Below are 21,043 nucleotides of genomic sequence, written 5' to 3'. Positions count from 1 at the left end.
CATCCTTAGTCTATACATGGAATATTATCATAATTCCCCCCTTGCTTCCACTCAGACTTTTCTTACTTCTCTGGCAAAAATCGTCTTTACCAAAAAGTACAATACACTCAATACCAGAAACAATACTACAACCACTCCCAAATTCATACAAAATGGCATAAAATCACCAATTGCTACGGAAAGAACTCGTTGGATTGCCTGCGCAATGAGGATTCCCGGAATAATTGCAATTATAAAAAATACTACCACAATCTTCCAATAAATGTCTACAAATATATGTCTGATATCCTTATCCTGATATCCAATCAAACGTAATATCTGCATATCTTTCTTATTATCCTGAAAGTTTAAAAATAAGGAAAGGAACAATAAAATCATACCTACGATTGCCCCTGTTGCCTGATTGATAACAGCACTGACTTTTCCTGATACAGAATCTCGTTCTAACTGTTCTACGCGCTGTCCCCAGGAAGTGATTTCTCCCGTTCCTTCTATTTTTTCTTCACCCCAAAGGCCATTGTAGCTTTCTGCTTCACAGTTCATAAATGCTTGCAGTTCTTCTATGTTACAATAAATGCTATCTTTCTCTGCATTAGAAACAACCGCCACCACTGTCAGTTCCTTTTCCATTCCGTTTTGCAAAATGGATAAGGTATCTCCTTCCTTTACCCCATAGAGTTCTGCTACCCCCGGATTGATATATACCTCTCCCTTTTTTGGCAATGATAACACATTTTTCTGTTCATCTAACAGACAAAAGAAATCATTTTCCCTTGATATGCCCACTATGTTCTGTTCTAATTTCTCATTATTGGCCAATACCTTTACACTTGTAGTAAGATACGAAACAGCATTTTCCGGCACTTTTTGCGCCGTAATTTCTTCCAGCTGTAACTCATATGCATAACTGCGTCCTTCCATTTGACTATCCATAATCTTCTGACTACTTTTATTTAAAGACTGTCCTAATATCACACATACATTAAAAACAAGAATTCCTATAAAAATCATCAATACCGCCACTGGTTTTCTCAGTGCTATCCGATAAGGAAATTTCTCTTTTACCGGAAGACACTTCACAATATGATCTGTAAGGCGAAATGTAAAACCAAGCTTCTTAAAAGGTGTTTTTCCGGACATTAGCACACCTGGTTCTTTCCCTCTAATCATCTGAAAACACAATCCGGTAACAACAAGATATACCATAACAGGAATTCCTATGCCACAGATAATACTTAGTGGATTTACATATTTCACTAAATCATTCACTGCATAACTTCGCTCATTTGCAGATACAAGTACCTCTGATAAAAAATAACCACCCAGTATTCCGAAAAGTCCACCAATAATAGAAATCAAAACCGTAAATAATGCAAAACATGCACCAATTTCCCTGTCCTTATATCCTAATGCTTTTAAACAGCCAAGCTTTGTTTTATTGGTACGGTGAAAACGATAGAAAAACATAGCAAAGACAAAGGCTGTTAAAGAACAGGTAGATAACAAAAATATATTTGCCAACGTTGTATTACTCAATAAGGCATTTCTATATAATACCTGATTCTCACTTAATGTTACCAATTGCTCTAGATTTTCCAGATTTCCATCAATAGAAAATTTCACAAAAAAGTACGACAAGGACGTTAAAAAGGAAAGAATCCCCAATAAGCCCACAAATACTTTATTATTTAAAATCTGTTTTAAGATATTTTTATATAACAGTCCCATTTCATTTACCCCCATACCATTTCACTTGCAGTAATAGGTTCACTATTTCGAATGTCTTTACAAATAGTTCCATCCTTAATTGTAATCACTCGATCTGCTGTCTTTGCAATCTGCAGATTATGGGTGGTAAATAAGACTGTTACTCCCAAATCTCTTTTTATCTTATGTAATAACTCCACAACCGTCTTACTATTTGTCTCATCCAAAGCCCCTGTTGCCTCATCGCAAAATAGTATCTTCGGACATTTTATTACCGCTCTTGCAATGGCAACTCTCTGTTGCTGTCCTCCTGAAAGCTGTGCCGGAAATTTATGTAACAATTCCGTCAATTCAAGTATCCGAACTAGTCTGTCAAAGGAAAAAGATTCACCGTTTTTGTTGATTCCTATTTTGATATTTTCTTCAACGGTAAGATTTTCAAGAAGTAAGTAATTCTGAAAAACATGACCTGCCTGGTTCCGCTTCCAGTCAGCCAACTTTGCTTCACTTAATTCTGATATTACCGTACCATCACAGATTACGCTTCCTTCCGTAGGACGTAGTAACCCGGAAATAACATTAAGCAATGTTGACTTTCCTGACCCACTTGGTCCAAGAATTGCCGTAAAGGTATTTTCTTCTATTTCTAAAGAAATACCCTTTAATATCTCTTCTTTGTCAAATTTTTTCATAATATTATCTGTTTGTAAAATAACTGCCATAACAACCTCTCTTTTTTATTTGACATACAACCGCCAAATTCTATTTAGCAACTGTATGAGTTATATTGTTTACAGTTATCATTATAGTTAGATTACATTTTCACACAATATTATCGATACCAAGATACAAAAATTGGCTACTAAGGTGCATCCCTTTCTTCCAACAGGACATTAATAGACTTTACTTCTTCCAACATAGAAATAACACCGATTGCCACACCAAGTACATAAATAATGACTGTCATCAAGATTAAACACCACACCGGCATGTACGCATACCATCCAAATAGCCAGCCGCCTGTCAAAACGATTAGCAAGGTACATCCCATCTTCAAAATCTCCTCCACAATGGGATAACGATACTCTATCTTAGATAACAGTAAAAAACCAATATGCATCAATACATTTACCAATAAAGACTGAAATACGCCGTCAATTTTAAGATAGCATGCCTCAAAACATAATGCCACCAACGATAGTACCACCACTGTAATTCCTGTTGTTGCCATGACATGTAACACAAATTTCTTCATAAGCCACTTCTCCTTTGCAAGATACTTTTAATTTCTCCCAGATACTTTCTGCTAACAAACAGTTTCTCATCATTTTTCAAAGTTGCCTCAAGTCTGCTACTTGGCAAAGGTCGGATACTATCCAAGAACGCAAGATTCAATATACAAGCTTTATTGATTCTTGCAAATCCCTTACTCCCCAGCTGTTCTTCTATCTCATACAGCCTAAGTTCTGTCTGATACACATCCTTTTCACAGTAGACAAAGCTCTTTTTATCTACACTTTCAAAATAATAGATATCGGCAGCCGGAATATACGTTTCCTTCCCATCTGATTTACAACGTATGGTTGTGCCCAAAGTACGCACAAAAGTAGCCACTCTTTCTACCTCTTCATTCATCTGCGCATATGTAATCTGTACTTCCGGTTCTTTTATCTGTTCATTCTGATTCAATTTTAAAATCAATGGAATCCTCCTATTCTTTTTCTTCTCTTTGATATAACATAAACATCAAAAAATATACAAGATATATACCATTAATTATCCAATATGGTATCATACTTCCACCATTCCATTCCGGGTTAATATGATATATATTAAAAAACAAATTTCCCGAAAAATGCCAGATACAAGCCGGTACCACATTTCCCTTAGAAGCTTTTGTAATCAGATAATATCCATAACTTTCAGCAACACAACCAAATAAAAATGCAACATATGGGATATCCATTGTTCCGGAAATCACAAAATGATAATGCCATAGTGCCCATATCACACCTGTAATCAACGGTATCCATACTTCCCTACACTGCTCTTGAAGCCAATCTTGCAAAAAACCTCTCCATCCAAGTTCTTCAGCTACAAGAGCCCATGAGATAATCAGTATTTTTTTCACGCTAAGAGGCGAAAAGAACTCATTTGTTCCCATCGTAAAATAAACGATTGCTTTCCCCAATGTTAACACTATCGCCGGTGTAAAAAAGCCAATCAGACAATATTTTACCGAAAATTGTTTCCATAACTTATCTGACAGAAAAGCACCTATCCCTTTTTCTTTCCCTCTGCAATGAACAACGATTGCTGCAATAGTAGGGGATGCTCCTTCTATCGCATATAATATCAGATTCGCAGCTCCTGTCCGAAATATTGGAAAAGACTGCATAATCAAACAACATACGAGAGGAAGTATAAATGTGATTCCTAAGAATACGATTAATTTTTTCTTCATGTTCATTTTTTCTCGTATAACCTCCAAATAATAACTGCTACTATTGTATAACAAATGCTTATTATACTCAACATACATAATAATTCTCCTGAATATAAACATCCAACGGTAAAATTAAACATTTGATGAACCATAATTGGCATCAGTAGATTATGATTTTTTTCATAGCAAATACACATGATAATATTAGCTGCTGACAATGCTAATGAAAAAGCGACAGAATATATAACCAATGACCAACCGGTATACCCAGATGCAAGCCACAACGGGAAATGCCAGAACGCCTGTACCAGACCTAATAAGATAATGGCTTTTCTCTTTCCATATTTTTCTACAAAAACCGGGAACAGATACCCTTTCCACCCAAAATTCTCACCCATGGGTCCTAAAAACAAATTATAAAGAAATCCCCATAAAACATTTTTCAAGGACAAATCCACCATATCCATCATATTGCAATCCAATATGATACTTACAAAATATAAAGCAATAACAAAAATAGTTATTTGGCTGACTATGACACCTAACAACAAGGGAATATTTACTTTTTCAGAAAACAATTGCTTTACAAATTCCTTTTTATTTTTGTTTATAACCAACTGTTTAAACAGAATCACCAATACAATTGTTGGAGCCCATGAACAAAGCATTTGTAATGCCCCAAATATGTATCCTTCTCCAAATATGGTCAGTGCTCCACCTGTAATGCAAAACAACACAAAAAATAATAGATATGTGTACAGAATGTACTTATTTTCTTTCTTCAAAATTTTATCCTCCTACTTATTTTAATAATCTCTCGGAATCTTTAAGCCAGTAAATATAAGGCTTTCAGATTCCTTTTTTTATAAAATCCCCCACTTTTTTGTCAAAAACACTTGACAATCGCATCAAAAAATGCGGCGCTTCGCGCCTATTGATTAATAAGAACCGTCGTTTGCGGCGGCAATCATTTTTCGATATGGAGGCGATTTTTATGTTACCTGTTAACTGTGGCAGTCATACTGACTACCAAAACTTTGTTGTTACTAATCTTCGTAAATATTATCCTAACCCTGATGTTCTTGCTCGTTCAACTTGGGATATCATTGAACGTTTCTGGAACCTTGATTTATCTGAAACCGATGTTATTCTGGCTGATAAATATTCCAAATTCGGACCTGCTCCAAGAACTCCATCCTGCATGCAGCGTTCCTATCTTTTATCCATCGATTTTAAAGTTACTTCCTTAACAGAATGGGCTGCTCAGCTTAAAATCAATCCTCTTTATGCCATTCTTAGCGGATTTGAAGTAAGCAACACTCCTGGTGTTGGAACTTTTTATGATTTCATTAACCGTTGTCTGTGGGACTCCGATGATAGTCATATGTCTTCTCATATCCATCCCCTTAAGACAAAGGTTAAAAAACCTAAATCTAAAGGAACAAAAGCGGATTCTGTAGAAAAAGTTACCGTTGCTGAACTCCTTCCCGAGTTAGAAAACACGGAGTTTCATCTGGATGATCAGCCTTATGCTTCTCTGTTTAAAATCTATAAAAAAGAATTCCTTGATAGTTCTGTCGATAAAGGACTTATTCATAAAAATGCTTTAGCACTTGCCGGAGATGGAACTCCTGTTGTCACTTCACACAGAGAACGTAAGCATCGTGTCTGCAAATGCAAAGAAAACGGTATTACTGACTGCAAATGTGACCGTTACTTTTCCCAGCCCGACTGCGATATCGGATGGGATTCATCTCGTGATTGTTTTTATCATGGGTATGACTTATACATGCTTGTCGACGCTGAAAGCGACTTGCCTGTATTTCCTCACTATTCCTGTGCCTCCAAGCATGATTCACATGGATTTTTACATGCTTTTTTCAGAATGAAATCATTCCTGCCAGACTATAAAATCTCAAAGGTACTATTAGATTCTGCCCATGATGCCATGCCTTATTATCAATACTTTCAGCGTGAAAATATCACGCCTTTTATCGATCTTAACGGCAAAGGTGGCAGACCACCTGTCTATAAAAACGACTTTACCATTGATAAGGATGGTGTACCAATCTGTCCATGTGGTTTTCGTATGCGCCGTGATGGTATTGAAATTTCAAAAGGCAGAATGAAATTCAAGTGTCCAAAAATCAGCAGGAAAAATGGTTGTATTTCCTGCACCTGCGATAATCCGTGCTCTGATGCCAAATATGGGCGTACCGTTCATTTGGTAATGAATGATAACCCAAGATTATTTAATAATCCACCAAGAAGCAGCAATGAATGGAAGCTGGAGTATAACGCAAGAACATCTGCGGAACGTTCAAATAAACGTGAGAAATTAGACTTTAAATTAGAAGACGGCAGACACCGCTCAACAAAGATGTGGTACTGCCGACTCTATCACATCCTGATGCTACAACATCTGGATGCATGGGATTTGCCATTTGAATCTACCCTCAGAAAGTTGATTTTGAATGCAGCATAATCCTATTGTCTATAATACCACTTTTTGAAACATAGTGAAAGCTATGTTTATTTCTCGTGCGATTTTTTCGTTCCACATATAATATTTACTTTTCAAAGTACAATGCCGGGTTTCCGCCGGCATGAACACTCAGGATTCCGAGAGTTCATTTTATCATTTATAAGTAGAAGGATAAACTATGGTATTGTACCAAGGTCAAGCATTATTTTACAGGAACGTACACTCCTAAATAAGAATGCATATAATCACTCTCTTGATGTAAAAACAACATTTCTATATATGCCTTTCCCATGACTTCATATCCATTATCTTTGACCCATTTCATCGTACTCTTAAAAACCGTTTGTAAAATATCATCTCCTTTTTCTTCAACAACCGTATATACACATTTCTGTTTCGTTTGTTTTCCTGCTTTCTTAGAAGTAATCAACATCCTACTATCTAATATTTCATTCTCTGAAAAAGAGATTTCTCTATAAAGTTTCTTTATAATAGGAATCTCTCCCGCCTGACTCCCCAAAACATTATACTCGCTGTAAGCTCTATAATCTGATATCTCACCGGAAATTTCAAAATCCGGCATAAACATAATCTTATAGTTATTAAGACAATCCTTTATTTTTTGTATATCACATTGTAAAACATTGGTATACTGCAATATTGCTTCTAATTTAGAAATTTGGGCTAAAACCTGCTTTTTCTTGCTATCAAGAATATTTTCCAATATATCCAAATCAGGATTTTTGACAATCTGTTCTATCTCCCCCATTCCTAAATCTATTGCTCTATACAACTGTATTGCAAGAATCTTATCAATTTCAAACTCCGAATAGAAACGATAATTGTTTTCTTCATTAACGCTTGGCGAAAGAAGACCATACTTCTCATAATTTCGCAGTCTGTCACGAGATACTCCCGTTATTTTAGCAACCTCTCCTATCGAATACATGTTATTTCCCTCACTTTACTTGCATTCCAATTCCGAAATCAACTTATTCAGTCGTGAAATCTGTCCGATATACCCACCGATTCCATACACACTTACTAATACAGCCGCAATTGCAATTCCTTTCAGTAACCCAACGAAGAAACCTCCTTGCTGAAAAATTCTTGTAAAAAAGACCAGATAATTGTATACAAGCACCACCGCGTACAGTGGCAAAAAAGAGAGGAACTGTCCATTACTTACCCGTCTGCACATATCAATTTTAGATTCATTGTCACTAAATATTGACAGATCTTCTTTCTCCTCTGTCTTTTTCTTTCTAAAATAGAACCATTTCCCATATTGAACCACATATTCCCATCCAAAATCCTGATACATCTGGATATAGTCTTCTTCCTTGATTCCATTTTCCTTAAAATCAAGCTGATAACTCCACTCTTCTTTTTCACAGGATTCAAATCTATAATTTCTGCCTTCTACAGAAACCAACTTCCATCCTTCCCCATGCATCTTTGACAGCCATGCTGCTTCCTCCTGGAAATCTGAAACATAAAACTTTCTTTTTTCAATCTTCTCCGCCATACATCATTTCTCCTTTGCTATTTTTATATAAACGTTCAATTCTTTTCAACTCAATATCAAGTATTTCTCTTCCTAAATCAGAAATCTTATATATTTTTCGTTTTTCCTCTTCTCTTACAAAATGAATAAGTCCATCTTTTTCCATCTTGGAAAGGCTTCCATACATGGTACCGGGACTTATAGATACTTCACCGCCTGTAAGCTTTTTAACCTGCTGTCCAATATTGTATCCATGCATTTCCTCTCGCAGACAAAATAGAATATAGAATCCTGTTTCTGTCATGGGCACATAGATTCGTTTTAGTTTATCTTCCATAATGATTCCTCCATTACTTTTTTACCTCGATATATCGAACCTTGATATACCATATCGTACTTCGATACACTTGTCAAGCGTAATATTTACAATATGTAAAAAAGTAACCGGTATTGCATCTTCTGCAATACCGGTCTCTAAATCATTTTCTATTCTTTTTTATCGCATAATATATACAATGATGGACTTTTCCATGATATTCTATATCTTCTTCCTTATCTATTCGTACCATTCCACACTTTTCCATCACGCGACAGCTTGCAATATTACTTACAAAGGCCCCTGTTATAACTTCCTCAAACCCTTTCTCAAATAAATCTTTTATTGCTGCACGTAAGACTTCTGTTGCATATCCTTTATTATGAAAATCCGGGTGAATGACATACCCCAATTCAATCTTTTTCCCTTCTATTTCAACATCATTGATAAAACCAATCAACTCATTTTCCAGGTAAATACCAAATTCATAATGTTCTTCTGATAAAGAATTTTCCTGTAATTTCCAAAACATTTTCTCTGCTTCTTGTCTTGACTTAAAATCATGAATCATAAATGTTTCCTTTATTTTTTCATTGGTCAGTAATTCAATCATCCTATCCATGTCTTTATCACAATATGGTTTTAAGACCAGTCTTTCCGTTGTAATCATGTTCTTGCCTCCTTCGTACTACAACTATTCTAACAGTAATCCTTGTGACGCACAACTTGATATGATAAAATGAAATCAAAAAATTCGAATTTCATATGGGAGGTTAAATCAATGTTTGATGTAAATGAACTGAAATGGACAAGAGAACCTAAAAGTTATGATATACAGGACGGTAAGATAACAATTATCACAGAACCCGGAACAGATCTCTGGCAGCGAACTTATTACGGCTTTCAAAACGATAACGCTCCTGTATTGCAAATGAGCACTTCTGAGAATTTTTTTTCATTTGTTGTTCGTACGGAATTTGATAGCAAACGCCGCTTTGACCAATGCGGCGTAGTCATGTATCTGGATAGTGAAAACTGGCTAAAGGCTTCTATTGAATATGAGAATGAACAATTCCAAAGACTTGGCAGTGTTGTTACCAATCATGGCTATTCTGATTGGGCAACGACAGACATTGACGCTTCCATTAAGTCTATGTGGTATCGCTTTAGCCGTAGAGAATCTGATTATTGCATTGAATGTTCCACCGACGGAATTACATTCAAGCAAATGAGAATCTGCCATATGTGGGAAGGTGCAGAAGAAATCACCTTTGGCATCTATGCATGTTCTCCTGAAGAATCATCTTTTGAAGCCAGATTTTTTGACATGGATGTTACAGAATGTAAGTGGTTGGCTCACGTTTAAAAGCTCTCTTACCTTCAAATTTTATTTAACCTTCTTTTTGCAAATATTATAGACAATGCCTATCAAAAGCATTACTACCCAGATACGAATGCACCAAAGCTTACACTGTGTCGATATAGATGCAATCATAATTAACCCATTGCTTACCTTCGGATAATTGCTAATTGTTATCAACAACAATACATTTTCAATCACATCAAAGATTCCACGAGCAATTGGAACACCTATCGCTATCCTCTTATAAATCAATTTATTCTTCTTATAAACAGCACTTGAAATCATACACTGAATCAATCCGAAACATATGATAAAAAGAAAATCTGCAAAATAATATTTCTGGTATACACGGATGCCTTCTGAGTCCATATTAGCCAGAACCTCCGTAACACTCGCATAGTCATACTTTTTCATATCAAAAGTTCCGTAACCTTCATTATGTACCGCAACTGCTGCACTTCCAAAAGGACTTGCCTCAACCATATATAATGTCACTATAAAACCAATGACCGCAAATATCCATAACACACCTGTTTTATTTATTTTTCGCATATTATATTCTCCTTATAAAAATTCTGCACATGGCACTGTAATAATTCTAAAATATCTTCTCTACTTTCCGCAGCCGTATGATATAGGAAAAATGGCGCATATAATTCCATTGCCAACACACGCGCGTTCTTTTTCTTCATAATACCGTCATCCATTAGTTTCAAAAACAACTGTTCCTGCGATTGTACCGGCAATTCAATGAAAAAATTGCGATATATTTCTGCCATATCCGGATTTTTGAATTGTTCAATCATAAGCAATCTACGAAACATCACAATCCATTCATCCTGTGTTTGGAACTCAAACATCCTAAGACAGGAATCCTTCAATTCCTCAACATCCTTATTTCCCTCCATCTGCTCACAGCCTACTTTCAAAAAATAGGATTTGGAGTAATCCACAATAGCCTCTAATATTTCCTGTTTGCTGGAAAAATGCTTATACAAAGCACTGTTTCCAATTCCTACTGCATCTGCAATGGTTCGTATTGACACTGCATCAAAACCATTTACCGAAAATAATTTTAAGGCTTCTTGCATAATTTTTTCCTTCGTTTCGCCTCTTTTTCTTCCCACAAAATCATTCCTTTCCTCTACTTTAGTATGGCAGCTATATTCTTTCCTGCCTTGCAAAAATAGGTGCAACTATTGCAATGGATACATTTTTCTAATCCCAATCCTGTAATGTCCGCATTCGGATTCTGTTCGCGCCTTTTTACAATCTCTTTTACGTTTACTCCCATAGGGCACTTACGCATACATTTCCCACACTTCTTGCACTGATTCTCATTGGAAATACTAGCAGGGTATCCAATAGCGGCAAATGAAATATTTCCCTTAAAACATTCATTCTCATTTATCGGATGTGCAGACAGTATTCCACCTCCTGCATAGCATTCCTTACTTTTATGCTTTACAAAGTTTTTTTCTAAAATTTTTCTGATGTTGTCGCCATCCTTTGCAAAAACAACCTTTGCTTCCCCGGTATCTATATCTGCCAATGTCACATATCTTCCTTCCTGATACGTTCCATTACACAGATGATATATCTGATATACGGTTTGCACATTCATCACCAAAAAACCTTTTTCTGCCGGATACTCCGTTTTATCCATAGTAACCCCAAAAAGCTGTTGTAGCAGGATATGCTCTTCTCCCATGGGATATCTTGCCGGTACCCGACATAATTTTATTCCTTTACTTTCAAATTTCATATCTGTTTTTACCGCTAACACCGAATGTTTTATACCTAGCGTTTTAGACAAAATCTGAATTCCTCCCATAATTTCATCCAAACACTGTTCCAGAAGCCATTCATCATGCAGTAAACCCGGTTCACACTCCACACCGTTGACTACTAATATACTATTTTCCTTTTTACTTTGCAAAAAATTTTCTAACTTTTGAACCGTTGGAAATTCATTTCCACTCATCCCTGTTAATTTGCTTTCTCTTATAATACAAAGTAATTCGTCTTGTGATAAGTCTGGAATTGTTATACCTTTTGTACTTGTTTTCGCTACTTCCTGCCCAGAGAGGCTTACAAGCTTTCCGATTCTAGCCTTTGCAACTGCTCCATGTCCTCGCCCATATTTGCCAATAGCTGCTTTCTGTATCTGCTTTATGCTCTTTCTCTGCTTCAATGTTTTTTGATTTATCAATACTTGCTCCATTTTGACACTACCTTTCTTCTTGTGTTTTATTGTTTCAAATAACATAAAGTGACCGGTCGCTCACTTTCTATGTTTATTATAGTGAGCAACTGGTCACTTTGTCAAGTTTTATTTTTTAGACCTAATTTTCAATTTTCATTGGCAATCCTTCTGCACAAACCGGAATCTTCATTTCCAGTGGATTATTTCTCTGATGCTGCATATGCAAATGGGGTTCGGATGTTGTTCCGGAATTCCCAACCTTTGCGATTTTCATGCCTTTCGTAACATGTTCTCCCACATCTACTAACACACTATCCTTTTCTAAATGTGACAGAATAAGATAGGTTCCCGTTTCATCAACTTCGATAAAAATGTAATTTCCCAATGAACTTTCAAATTCCTCTGTGTTTGGAAGAATATCCTCTTCGGTATCTTTACAATCAATTACCGTTCCATTCACCGGGCAATATACATCAGCAAGATAAATTCCATAATCATATAAATCATCTGAGTCTATATCATATGGTTCTTTCAGAATATCATAGGCATAACATTCTGATGGCCAGACCGCATGTGTCTTATACTCTTTTCCTCCAAGTAAAACCGATTCTTGTACCGGATTACTCACACTTATTGTATCTTTTTCGCTATTACTAGTCGGATATGTTAAAACAGATATTCCCATCAGTATCGTAATCGGATATGTCATGATAAAAGATAAAATTATGTATGCTGCATTCCAACGTATCTTTTTTTTCTTAACGATTCTAATAATCAAAACAATAAGCTGAGCCAGAAATGCCACGGCTGCTATTGGCGCAATAATAAATACATTTGCAGACCAAAGATAAGCTCCTATTTGCCCCCTGATAAAATACACTCCAACAATAAACAGCAACTCCACAAGTAGCAGAATCCCAAATCCAATTTTTTTCTTCATCTTTTTCTCTCCTTAAAATCCTTGTTCCCTAAGCCACTGGTTTGTCTTTTCTTCTCGATTCTTTTCCTGCTGTTTTTCATATTTTCCCAGTGTCAGACTTGATACAATTTCCCCATCCTGCAGATAAATAATGCGGTCTGCTCTTGCGGCCACCTTGGCATCATGGGTCACAAGCACAATTGTTGTTCCTTTTTTATTGATTGTATTTAATATATCCATTACTTCTCTGGTTGTAGACGCATTCAATGCTCCTGTGGGTTCATCCCCATACAAAATTTTAGGTTCATTTATTAACGCTCGGCAAATGGCAGTCCTTTGTACCTGTCCTCCTGACACCTGATTAATTGCATGATCAGCGACCCCCTCAATATGCAGGCTTTCCATTAACGAATTGCCTTTTTCCAATATCTCTTTTTTCGAGTATTTTTTGGCTTTAAAAGCCGGAAGCATTACATTATCTCTCAAAGACATTTTTTTCAACAAATAAGAGTGCTGAAAAATAAATCCCATCTTTTGTAAACGTAACTGACTCATTTTTTCATCATCAAATTCAGAAATCTTTTCTCCATCAAAGATTACTTCTCCGGATGTTGTCTTATCCATGCCACTGATATTGTACAGTAAGGTAGATTTTCCCGAACCGGATTGCCCCATAATCACGACATATTCGCCTTCCTCTACTTCCATGTTAATTCCTTTTAATACAACAGTTTTATTCTCCTGACCAAATTCTTTATATACATTTTTTGTTTCTAAAATTTTACTCATAACAACCTCCTGTTTTTTCATTATTCTTCTTGCGCTATTCTTGAAGCATTTTTATAATTTCATAATCCTTCACTTCCCGTGCACACACATAAGTCACTATCATTGCTGTCAGCACCAGAATCAACGGACATATCACAAAATTAAATATTGGCTGCGTTACAAATTCAAAATCTGCAATTCCGGAATCTGCAAACTTTAACGCAAATCCTACCATATCCCCACAACCGGTATTACACCAGAGAATCCCCAACAAAATACCAAGCGATGATGCAAGAAATCCTTTTATCATATATTGTTTTATAATATCTTTAGAAGAAAAACCTAATACTCTTAATGTTGCAATCTCCGAATACTCTTTTGCGCTTTGTAACTTCAAAAACAGCGCGGTAATCAATCCCCCGATAAACACTGCTACCACTACACAAACGTATGCAGCATCAGCAAAAGTGTCAATCACACTACCAAATGTTTGAGAAGTATATTCTTCTATAGGTAAAATCTTAGCAAACGAAAACATTTCACTATATTGCTCCGCCAGCTTTTTGACATCGCTTTTATCCGTACACTTAGCATAAATCGTATAATTTTGTACTTCCTTAAATTCATCATTGCTAAAAGCTTTTGCTGTATATCCACCACTGGTAAGATCCTGATAAATTCCGGTAACTTTATACTCCTTTCGCTGATGATCCATGGTAATTTCCAAAGAGTCTCCAACATTTTTTCCTAACTTTACTTGATTCAAATAAGAAAGTGCAATTTCTCCTTCCTTCTCTGGTGAACGTCCTTCGATACATGGAATCATAAACTCCGTATAATCTCCCCATTGCACCTGAATGGATTCCTCACCATCTTCTCCTAAGGTTTCATACTTGTTTGTGGAAAAAACACTATAACTTTCTATTTGTGCATCATTCTTTAACATAGAAACTATTTGTGCACAATTTTCTTCTATATGATCCTTTGTCTGAAGTTCTATCCCCAAGTCACAGTCTGCATTTCCCATGTTATTGGCAAATTTTTTGTCCTGAACTGTGTGAATAAGATTCAAAGGAACTAACATGATATTTGTAGCAAGGAAAAATACTACCACAATCAATAACCAGGATTTTTTCTTTTGCACCAGATTTTTTAAACTAAAATACAAGTTCACATGATTTTTACAATACTTTTGAAGTGAAAACGAACATTTCTCTGTTCTTTTTCTTCGTGTCCCTGTCTCTCCATAAACCAAGGCCTGAACTACTGTGATGTTACCGATGCGTTTTAATATCTTTTTGCAAAGATGCATCATGAACCAATATACAAACAACACGGCTATCATAGAAACAATAACACCCTTTATCCCCAGCGCCTGCTCTCCCAGCACAAGTCTTATACTTTTCGTAAATAATTTATTGGTAACTATTCCAATGAGAAATCCAATGATGCAACCGATTACTGCTAACACACGATAGTTTTTTAAATACATCTTCTTTATATCTTTATTACTGATACCAATTGCTTTCATCGCACCAATTTCATGGATTTCTTCTTCCAGCACTGCTAAAATCGTAAACCTAAGATTGAATGCCGCAAGTAGAATTAAAATAATGCTGACCAAAATCATTGCTCCGGCTAACAATCCGCTAGCCAGCGAATTTACCAGCTTAATGAGTGGATAAGTAATACCCTGACCATTTACCGGCATATCGGAATCCTCATACAATTTTTGAAATTCCCCTGCCCGACCACTATCTTCCAGACGGAATTCAAGGATATACTCTACTTCCCCCACCTTTTCTTTTAGTTCCATGAAATCATGGTCACTCATTAAAAATCGAACAGAGGATGCCATAGTAGATGCCATTTGAGAATCTCTTAAAAAGTTTCTGATTTCGTATGTTTTCGAAAAGTCGCCTTTTGTAAGCGTAATGGTATCTCCAATAGATAGACCATACTTTTCCATGTAACTGATAGGAACTCCTATTTCTCCATCTTCTTGTTTAACAATGTTATTATCTAAATCTAACAAATAATCAAAGTATTTTGTCTGTTTGACAAATCCATTATCCAACATACTTTCTGCCATAGAAACAGCACTGCTTCCTTTTTTCTCGTACCAGATATTTGCGCCATCAATATTTACCATTTCAACGATTTCGCTCTGGGATACATAGTCCACACTGTCTGCAAATTCCTGTACTTTTTCCTCATCCAGTTCTCCTGTATGCATTTGTAAGAAATGAGGCGGTTTTGCAATAGAAAAAATATTTTCCATAGAACCGGAAGTCTGCAAAATAACACAGCTTGCAACCGACATTAAAAATGCAGCCAATATCATAAATAGAAGTAATGTAAGATGAATCACCTTATTTTTTTTAAATTGTTTCTGAAACATAATCTCCTCCTTAATTCTTTTGTTTCTTGAACAATTATCATCATAACTTCTAAACATAAAAAAAGTTGTAAGAAAAACTTACAACTTAATTACATTTTTTATTTCTTATTTATCAAAAGTCAGTAAAAACGCGGTACGCTTTGTTTCCTCCTCGCACTGTACTGTAATAGTTCCATGATGAATAGCTGCAATCTTAGATACAATCGCAAGCCCTAACCCTTTACTTTGCGTCACATATTCCTTTGCATCTTCTCCCTGATAAAAGGGATGAAAGATATTCTGTATCTGCGTCTGTGTTAATGTACTTCCATAATTAGCAATTTCCAGATACACATGCGATTCATCCTCTGACAAGAATGCTTCTATTATTTTCCCTTTTTTCCCATACCGCAGTGCATTATTAATCAGATTCTCCAATAACCGTATCATAAGATTTTGGTTACAGGAAATCATATGCGGTGCGTCATTTCCCTTCAGTGAAAACTTCATATCTAGTGCATCCAGCTGTGGGATAAAATCAATAAAAATCTGCTCTACCAAGCTGCTTAATGATAGCATCTCAAAAGAATACTCTTTTTCCTCAAACTGTAAGATGGAGTATTCCAATAATTCCTCTATTTGTTCCGACAAATGTTCTGATTTTCTTTGAATAATTGCCACATGTTCCTTATTTTGCAAGGAAAGTTCTTCACTCTGCTCCAACAGCTGTGCATATCCTTGAATAGAGGTAACCGGAGTACGCAAATCATGGGCAATATTGCGTACCATAGCCCGCTCATTTTCTAAGGATTCTTCTAGCATTCTGGCCATTTCATATACACTTCCTGAGAGCGTTCCTAACTCATCTTTATGTTTATCTATCGGAATATTTTTCATGTTTCCTTTCGAAATCTGCTCAATACTGCTATTTAATTGTTCAATACGCTTGACAATGCTTCTGGATAAAATGAGAAAAACAATGACAACCACTCCGACAAATGCGATATCCAAGGCGATTGCATACCAACCGGCTTCAAATACTTCCTGCGTCTTTTCTGCGCTCATTTGGTGATAATATCCATAAATGCCCTGACTTACTGCCATTAAAATAATCCCCGCAATAAGGCTGATAAACATAATAAATATAAATTTCCACTGCAATTTATGCTTCAATGTTTTCACCTCTAATCCTCAATTTTGTAACCCACACCCCATACATTCTTAATAATTTGGGCTTTTCTTGGATTATCCTCTATTTTCTCACGAAGTCTGGCCAGGTGCACCATAACCGTATTATTCCCTTCATAATACTTATCCTGCCATACACTTTTAAAAATCTCTTCGGTGCTAAAGACTCTTCCTTTATTTTGGGCTAATAATTCTAAAATGCCAAACTCTGTTCTTGTCAAACTAATCTCTTCCCCATATTTGGTCACTTTTCTGGCATCAACATCAATGGCTAATACATCATTTACAACAATCAAATTTGTACTTTGCTGAATTTTCCCTGCATAATGATATCTGCGGATTAACGCCCTGACTCTCGCGACTAATTCAATGGCACTAAATGGCTTTACCATATAGTCATCTCCTCCGGCAGACAACCCCACTACTTTGTCGACATCTGTTCCCTTTGCACTTAAAAACAAAATTGGAACCTGACTTTGCTGGCGAATTTTCTGACAGGCTTCATAGCCATTCATTTCAGACATCATTACATCCAAAATGACTAACGACATTGTTGCCTCGAAAAGATTTACTGCCTCCAAACCGGAATAAGCCTTTACAACTTCATATCCTTCTTTTTCTAATATACTTTCAATTAAATCTGTAATCTCTTTATTGTCATCTACAACTAAGATCTTGTCCATGCCTGACTCCCTGACTTTCTCTGCGAACCTTTTATTTCATATACTCTACTGTATAGTCCTCTGCTGCAAAGTAAACCAATTCCTTCCCATCCGGAAATACCTTAATACTCTTTATTTTCGTTGCTATTTTAATCCCATTTCTCTCTTCATAACCATCATAGGTGCATACCCATCCAAGCTCCATCTTCACACCGTCGATTTCTTCTACTTGCCGTTCCGGACTATAAAACTCTGTAATTGCTCCGTCTGCATTAAACGTAAATATTCCGGAACCGGACACACCTCGATAAGATACGGTTGCCTTAACGTGTGTATCATCTATTTCCTCATAAGTAACATATGGAGACAACAATACGGATGGATTTATGGTTGCAGATTCTGCCAGCCAAGAAATAAGGCCTGCCTTGTATCCCTGTTCATCCTTTTCATCGAAAAGCCGGATGTGTTTTGCAAGGATTCCTTTCATACCGCCCTGATTATCTTTCGTAGCATAGTCCACACCTTCAAATGGAATCCCGTACATGGAACTGCTGCAAAATGCGGAACGATAGAAATCTCCATAAAAAAGCCACAAATCATAATCCATACTTATTACTTTTCCGGATGCTGTATCAAATACAAAGTCCGTATTATCAAATACTGCATTTGCGACCTGGTATTTTGGAAAATTTTCCAATCCAATATAGTCACAATATTTCTTCAACGGTTCCGGTAGCTGCTCTATTTCTTCTCGTGTACAAACCGCATCGCTTTTTTTCGTTCCATCCACCCTCTTTTGCATGGAATTGTGAAACTTCTCCTTTTCCGGTGAATAGGGCAACTTCCAGTATATGATGATTCCCCCGATTAACACCAACAGAATCAAACCGATTACAATTACTTTCTTCATGAATTCCTCCTATTCTTCCAATTCTCGATATAATTTTCTATTAAAATACAATGCAAATCCTCCCAAAACCACAAAAGATAATCCTTTTGTAACAAGTACCGGAAGTGCTATTTCTGCACCGGAAAGAACCTGACATATCGATTGTGGAATTATCATAATCCCTACAATGATACACAATTTCAACAAACCTGTCAAAAGTACCACTCCAAGTCCCTCTTTCTTCTTCAACAAGTACAGACATACAAAACACATCGGACTAATAATGCCCATATCAAGCACATATGTAATTTCTGTTGTGTATACGCCAATCAAAGGAAGTGTCCCTCCCATTACCATTGCTGAAATAATATCCGGCAACCACGCTACAATCAGTGCTACTCCAGTTACAATCATAAATGCACTTAATCCTTTTGTGACAGTTACTTTCTGTTCTACGCTCACCTTTCTGATATGTGCAAACATCCCGAACAAGGAACTGGTAAACAGCAACACATACACTAGAAAAATCTGGTTATAGGTAACACCAAAGGCAATGCTCGCCCCATAGTAAAATGCAACGGCATACATGGAAATCAGTTTTATTTCCGTGGTTGTATCGCCTTTTTTTCTATACTGTAAATAAGTATATACGAATAACGGAACCACTACAAGCAAAATGCAAAAGTCACTTCCTATGGAAATTGGAGCTTTGAAATAGCTATCATTGGCATAAATTCCGTAACCAAAAATCTCTACTGTGTGTCCATATTGATTTACAAAGTTATAAGCATGTTCGAAGTTCATGGATAGAATTCCAGCCATTGATGTTACGCACATACATAATATTGTAATAATAGCCAAAATGTCATTTTTCTTTTTCATTAGATTTTCCTTTCATTCTTTTTATAAGTTCATTTCCATTATGTTTCTTCTCGCTTTGCTCTTCTAATTCCCCATAAAGCATATACTAAAAATGCTACACTAATTACTAAAATAGAGGGAAAGAATGCTATTTCCATGATACTGACCTTCACACCATTTCGTATCATACCAATTGTCATCGCTGTAACCGCCATTGCCATTACAATTCCTTTCACTTGTAAAACAACGTACAATCCATATCCTATTTTGTTTCTTTTCAAAAGTAAATACGCACTAATAAAACTTACAGGAACAATAATGGCCAAGTCCACCGCCTGAATTACTAGTGTAGAGTAATGTTCCAACCCAACTGGAGCCCCACATGCTAACTCTGCACTGATAATTCGCGAAAGCCACATACCACACAGTAGTACACCCGTGATTATTTGAAATACCGCCAATACTTTAACCGGAAAATATTTAAAATAATATGACGGAAATTCCGTTTTTACAATCTGAATCATACATAAAATGAAATTATATATCCCTATTGCCATCAGCATAACATATAGTAAAAAGCACTTATTATATGATAGCATTGTAGCATAAGGGATATATGCATATAGAAAATATCCTATAAATCCTGCAAGAAATAGCATCCATATTTTCCCATGTTTCATTGCCATATACAACGTGACTAAAAGAGCCGGCACCCCCACAAATAAGGTAATATAATCCTGCGCAATTGCCTGAGAAGCCATCGAAAACGAATCCCTTGCATAAACTCCCTCTTGGTATAAAGTAATTTCTTCCTCATAGGCTGTTTTAATCGTAGAATAATTATGCTTTTCCTTATCAAAAATACCAAAAGTACAACAAATTATTGCCAGAATCGCTGTTAATATTGTCAATACAGATATTATTTTTTTCATTCCATTCTCCTTGCCTATTTCATTCCACTTTGAAGTGCTTTATTCACAGCATTACGAAGCGTTTTACTTGAAGTAGTTGCACCACTAACTGCATCTACATCATCCGTATTATTTTTTATCATTTCATCTAGCATGCTTTCTGCCGGCTTACCTGTTCCACATTCATGTTTCAACAGATTGATATTGACAATCTTGTGGTCTTTCACTTCTACTTCCACTTCCACCTTTACCATGCCTCCATCACTGCTTCCCTTATAAACACCATCTGCAACCTTTTCCATATCAATTTCGACATTCACCTGTTTATCCAAAGCTTCATTTGCTTTCTTCCCCATTGCTACAAACATAGCTGCAAAAAGTAATACAATTACTACCACAACAATAAGTGCTATTTTTAATTTCTTTTTCATTCTA

At 36.1% G+C, this 21,043-nt stretch carries 24 protein-coding genes; 2 read left to right on the top strand and 22 right to left on the bottom strand.

Annotated elements, in window-relative coordinates:
- Positions 1-51: 51 nt before the first annotated feature.
- The 6 genes from BIV20_RS05605 to BIV20_RS05580 all read right to left on the bottom strand — a co-directional run bounded on the left by BIV20_RS05605 (position 52) and on the right by BIV20_RS05580 (position 4,938).
- Entirely contained in the window at positions 52-1,728 is a 1,677-nt protein-coding gene (locus BIV20_RS05605; RefSeq protein WP_158024914.1) for an FtsX-like permease family protein, read from the bottom strand.
- Positions 1,729-1,733: 5 nt separating this feature from the next.
- The gene (locus tag BIV20_RS05600) at positions 1,734-2,429 is read right to left on the bottom strand and encodes an ABC transporter ATP-binding protein (protein WP_075718884.1); all 696 of its coding nucleotides are present in this window, start codon (positions 2,427-2,429) and stop codon (positions 1,734-1,736) included.
- A gap of 140 nt (positions 2,430-2,569) precedes the next feature.
- Positions 2,570-2,962, bottom strand: coding sequence for a hypothetical protein (locus BIV20_RS05595; protein WP_075718882.1), 393 nt, complete (start codon positions 2,960-2,962; stop codon positions 2,570-2,572).
- Positions 2,959-3,408, bottom strand: coding sequence for a LytTR family DNA-binding domain-containing protein (locus BIV20_RS05590; protein ID WP_075718880.1), 450 nt, complete (start codon positions 3,406-3,408; stop codon positions 2,959-2,961). The genes BIV20_RS05595 and BIV20_RS05590 overlap by 4 nt, the downstream gene beginning before the upstream one ends.
- A 10-nt stretch (positions 3,409-3,418) precedes the next feature.
- Positions 3,419-4,249, bottom strand: coding sequence for a CPBP family intramembrane glutamic endopeptidase (locus BIV20_RS05585; protein ID WP_158024913.1), 831 nt, complete (start codon positions 4,247-4,249; stop codon positions 3,419-3,421).
- On the bottom strand, positions 4,174-4,938 hold the full coding sequence (locus BIV20_RS05580; protein ID WP_075718878.1) for a CPBP family intramembrane glutamic endopeptidase: 765 nt from the start codon (positions 4,936-4,938) through the stop codon (positions 4,174-4,176). Before BIV20_RS05580 ends, BIV20_RS05585 begins: the two co-directional genes overlap by 76 nt.
- 209 nt (positions 4,939-5,147) lie before the next feature.
- On the opposite strand from BIV20_RS05580, the gene BIV20_RS05575 reads away from it, so the two are divergent.
- On the top strand, positions 5,148-6,638 hold the full coding sequence (locus tag BIV20_RS05575) for a hypothetical protein (RefSeq protein ID WP_075718328.1): 1,491 nt from the start codon (positions 5,148-5,150) through the stop codon (positions 6,636-6,638).
- 202 nt (positions 6,639-6,840) lie between these two features.
- Here BIV20_RS05575 and BIV20_RS05570 read toward each other — a convergent pair whose 3' ends face one another.
- The 4 genes from BIV20_RS05570 to BIV20_RS05555 form a co-directional block, all read right to left on the bottom strand.
- On the bottom strand, positions 6,841-7,587 hold the full coding sequence (locus BIV20_RS05570) for a MerR family DNA-binding transcriptional regulator (RefSeq protein ID WP_075718876.1): 747 nt from the start codon (positions 7,585-7,587) through the stop codon (positions 6,841-6,843).
- A 15-nt stretch (positions 7,588-7,602) separates the two neighbouring features.
- Complete coding sequence (locus BIV20_RS05565) at positions 7,603-8,166, bottom strand: DUF2812 domain-containing protein (RefSeq protein ID WP_075718874.1); 564 nt, start codon at positions 8,164-8,166, stop codon at positions 7,603-7,605.
- Positions 8,150-8,482: a PadR family transcriptional regulator gene (locus BIV20_RS05560; RefSeq protein WP_075718872.1), complete on the bottom strand. Its 333-nt coding sequence runs from the start codon at positions 8,480-8,482 to the stop codon at positions 8,150-8,152. The genes BIV20_RS05565 and BIV20_RS05560 overlap by 17 nt, the downstream gene beginning before the upstream one ends.
- A 142-nt stretch (positions 8,483-8,624) precedes the next feature.
- Positions 8,625-9,131 carry a GNAT family N-acetyltransferase gene (locus BIV20_RS05555; protein WP_075718870.1) on the bottom strand — a complete coding sequence of 169 codons (507 nt, stop codon included), beginning with the start codon at positions 9,129-9,131 and terminating at the stop codon, positions 8,625-8,627.
- 111 nt (positions 9,132-9,242) lie between these two features.
- Between BIV20_RS05555 and BIV20_RS05550 the strand changes: the two genes are divergently transcribed.
- Complete coding sequence (locus BIV20_RS05550) at positions 9,243-9,827, top strand: DUF1349 domain-containing protein (protein WP_075718868.1); 585 nt, start codon at positions 9,243-9,245, stop codon at positions 9,825-9,827.
- Positions 9,828-9,848: 21 nt separating this feature from the next.
- Here the strand turns inward: BIV20_RS05550 and BIV20_RS05545 are convergent, their stop codons facing one another.
- The 12 genes from BIV20_RS05545 to BIV20_RS05490 form a co-directional block, all read right to left on the bottom strand.
- Positions 9,849-10,376: a hypothetical protein gene (locus BIV20_RS05545; protein ID WP_075718866.1), complete on the bottom strand. Its 528-nt coding sequence runs from the start codon at positions 10,374-10,376 to the stop codon at positions 9,849-9,851.
- Positions 10,364-10,951, bottom strand: a complete 588-nt coding sequence (locus BIV20_RS05540) for a TetR/AcrR family transcriptional regulator (RefSeq protein ID WP_075718864.1) — start codon at positions 10,949-10,951, stop codon at positions 10,364-10,366. Before BIV20_RS05540 ends, BIV20_RS05545 begins: the two co-directional genes overlap by 13 nt.
- Before the next feature lie 17 nt (positions 10,952-10,968).
- A complete protein-coding gene (locus BIV20_RS05535) occupies positions 10,969-12,048 on the bottom strand; it encodes a 4Fe-4S dicluster domain-containing protein (protein ID WP_075718862.1) in 1,080 nt (359 codons plus the stop codon).
- Positions 12,049-12,169: 121 nt separating this feature from the next.
- A complete protein-coding gene (locus BIV20_RS05530) occupies positions 12,170-12,970 on the bottom strand; it encodes a M23 family metallopeptidase (protein ID WP_075718860.1) in 801 nt (266 codons plus the stop codon).
- A gap of 12 nt (positions 12,971-12,982) precedes the next feature.
- Positions 12,983-13,738: an ABC transporter ATP-binding protein gene (locus BIV20_RS05525; RefSeq protein WP_075718858.1), complete on the bottom strand. Its 756-nt coding sequence runs from the start codon at positions 13,736-13,738 to the stop codon at positions 12,983-12,985.
- Positions 13,739-13,772: 34 nt separating this feature from the next.
- Positions 13,773-16,118, bottom strand: a complete 2,346-nt coding sequence (locus BIV20_RS05520; RefSeq protein ID WP_075718856.1) for an ABC transporter permease — start codon at positions 16,116-16,118, stop codon at positions 13,773-13,775.
- Positions 16,119-16,223: 105 nt separating this feature from the next.
- Positions 16,224-17,279 (bottom strand): HAMP domain-containing sensor histidine kinase, encoded by a 1,056-nt coding sequence (locus tag BIV20_RS05515; RefSeq protein WP_075718854.1) that lies wholly within the window; start codon positions 17,277-17,279, stop codon positions 16,224-16,226.
- A 2-nt stretch (positions 17,280-17,281) separates the two neighbouring features.
- Positions 17,282-17,968, bottom strand: a complete 687-nt coding sequence (locus BIV20_RS05510) for a response regulator transcription factor (protein ID WP_075718852.1) — start codon at positions 17,966-17,968, stop codon at positions 17,282-17,284.
- A 31-nt stretch (positions 17,969-17,999) separates the two neighbouring features.
- Positions 18,000-18,857 carry a DUF6544 family protein gene (locus tag BIV20_RS05505; protein WP_075718850.1) on the bottom strand — a complete coding sequence of 286 codons (858 nt, stop codon included), beginning with the start codon at positions 18,855-18,857 and terminating at the stop codon, positions 18,000-18,002.
- A 9-nt stretch (positions 18,858-18,866) separates the two neighbouring features.
- Positions 18,867-19,718, bottom strand: coding sequence for a hypothetical protein (locus BIV20_RS05500; RefSeq protein WP_075718848.1), 852 nt, complete (start codon positions 19,716-19,718; stop codon positions 18,867-18,869).
- Positions 19,719-19,756: 38 nt separating this feature from the next.
- Positions 19,757-20,629: a hypothetical protein gene (locus BIV20_RS05495; RefSeq protein WP_075718846.1), complete on the bottom strand. Its 873-nt coding sequence runs from the start codon at positions 20,627-20,629 to the stop codon at positions 19,757-19,759.
- Between the two features lie 14 nt (positions 20,630-20,643).
- Positions 20,644-21,039, bottom strand: coding sequence for an FMN-binding protein (locus tag BIV20_RS05490; protein ID WP_075718844.1), 396 nt, complete (start codon positions 21,037-21,039; stop codon positions 20,644-20,646).
- Positions 21,040-21,043: the final 4 nt, after the last annotated feature.

The sequence above is a fragment of the Roseburia sp. 499 genome, assembly GCF_001940225.2.
GTDB lineage: Bacteria > Bacillota > Clostridia > Lachnospirales > Lachnospiraceae > Petralouisia.
This window is presented reverse-complemented; position numbering and strand designations above follow the sequence as displayed.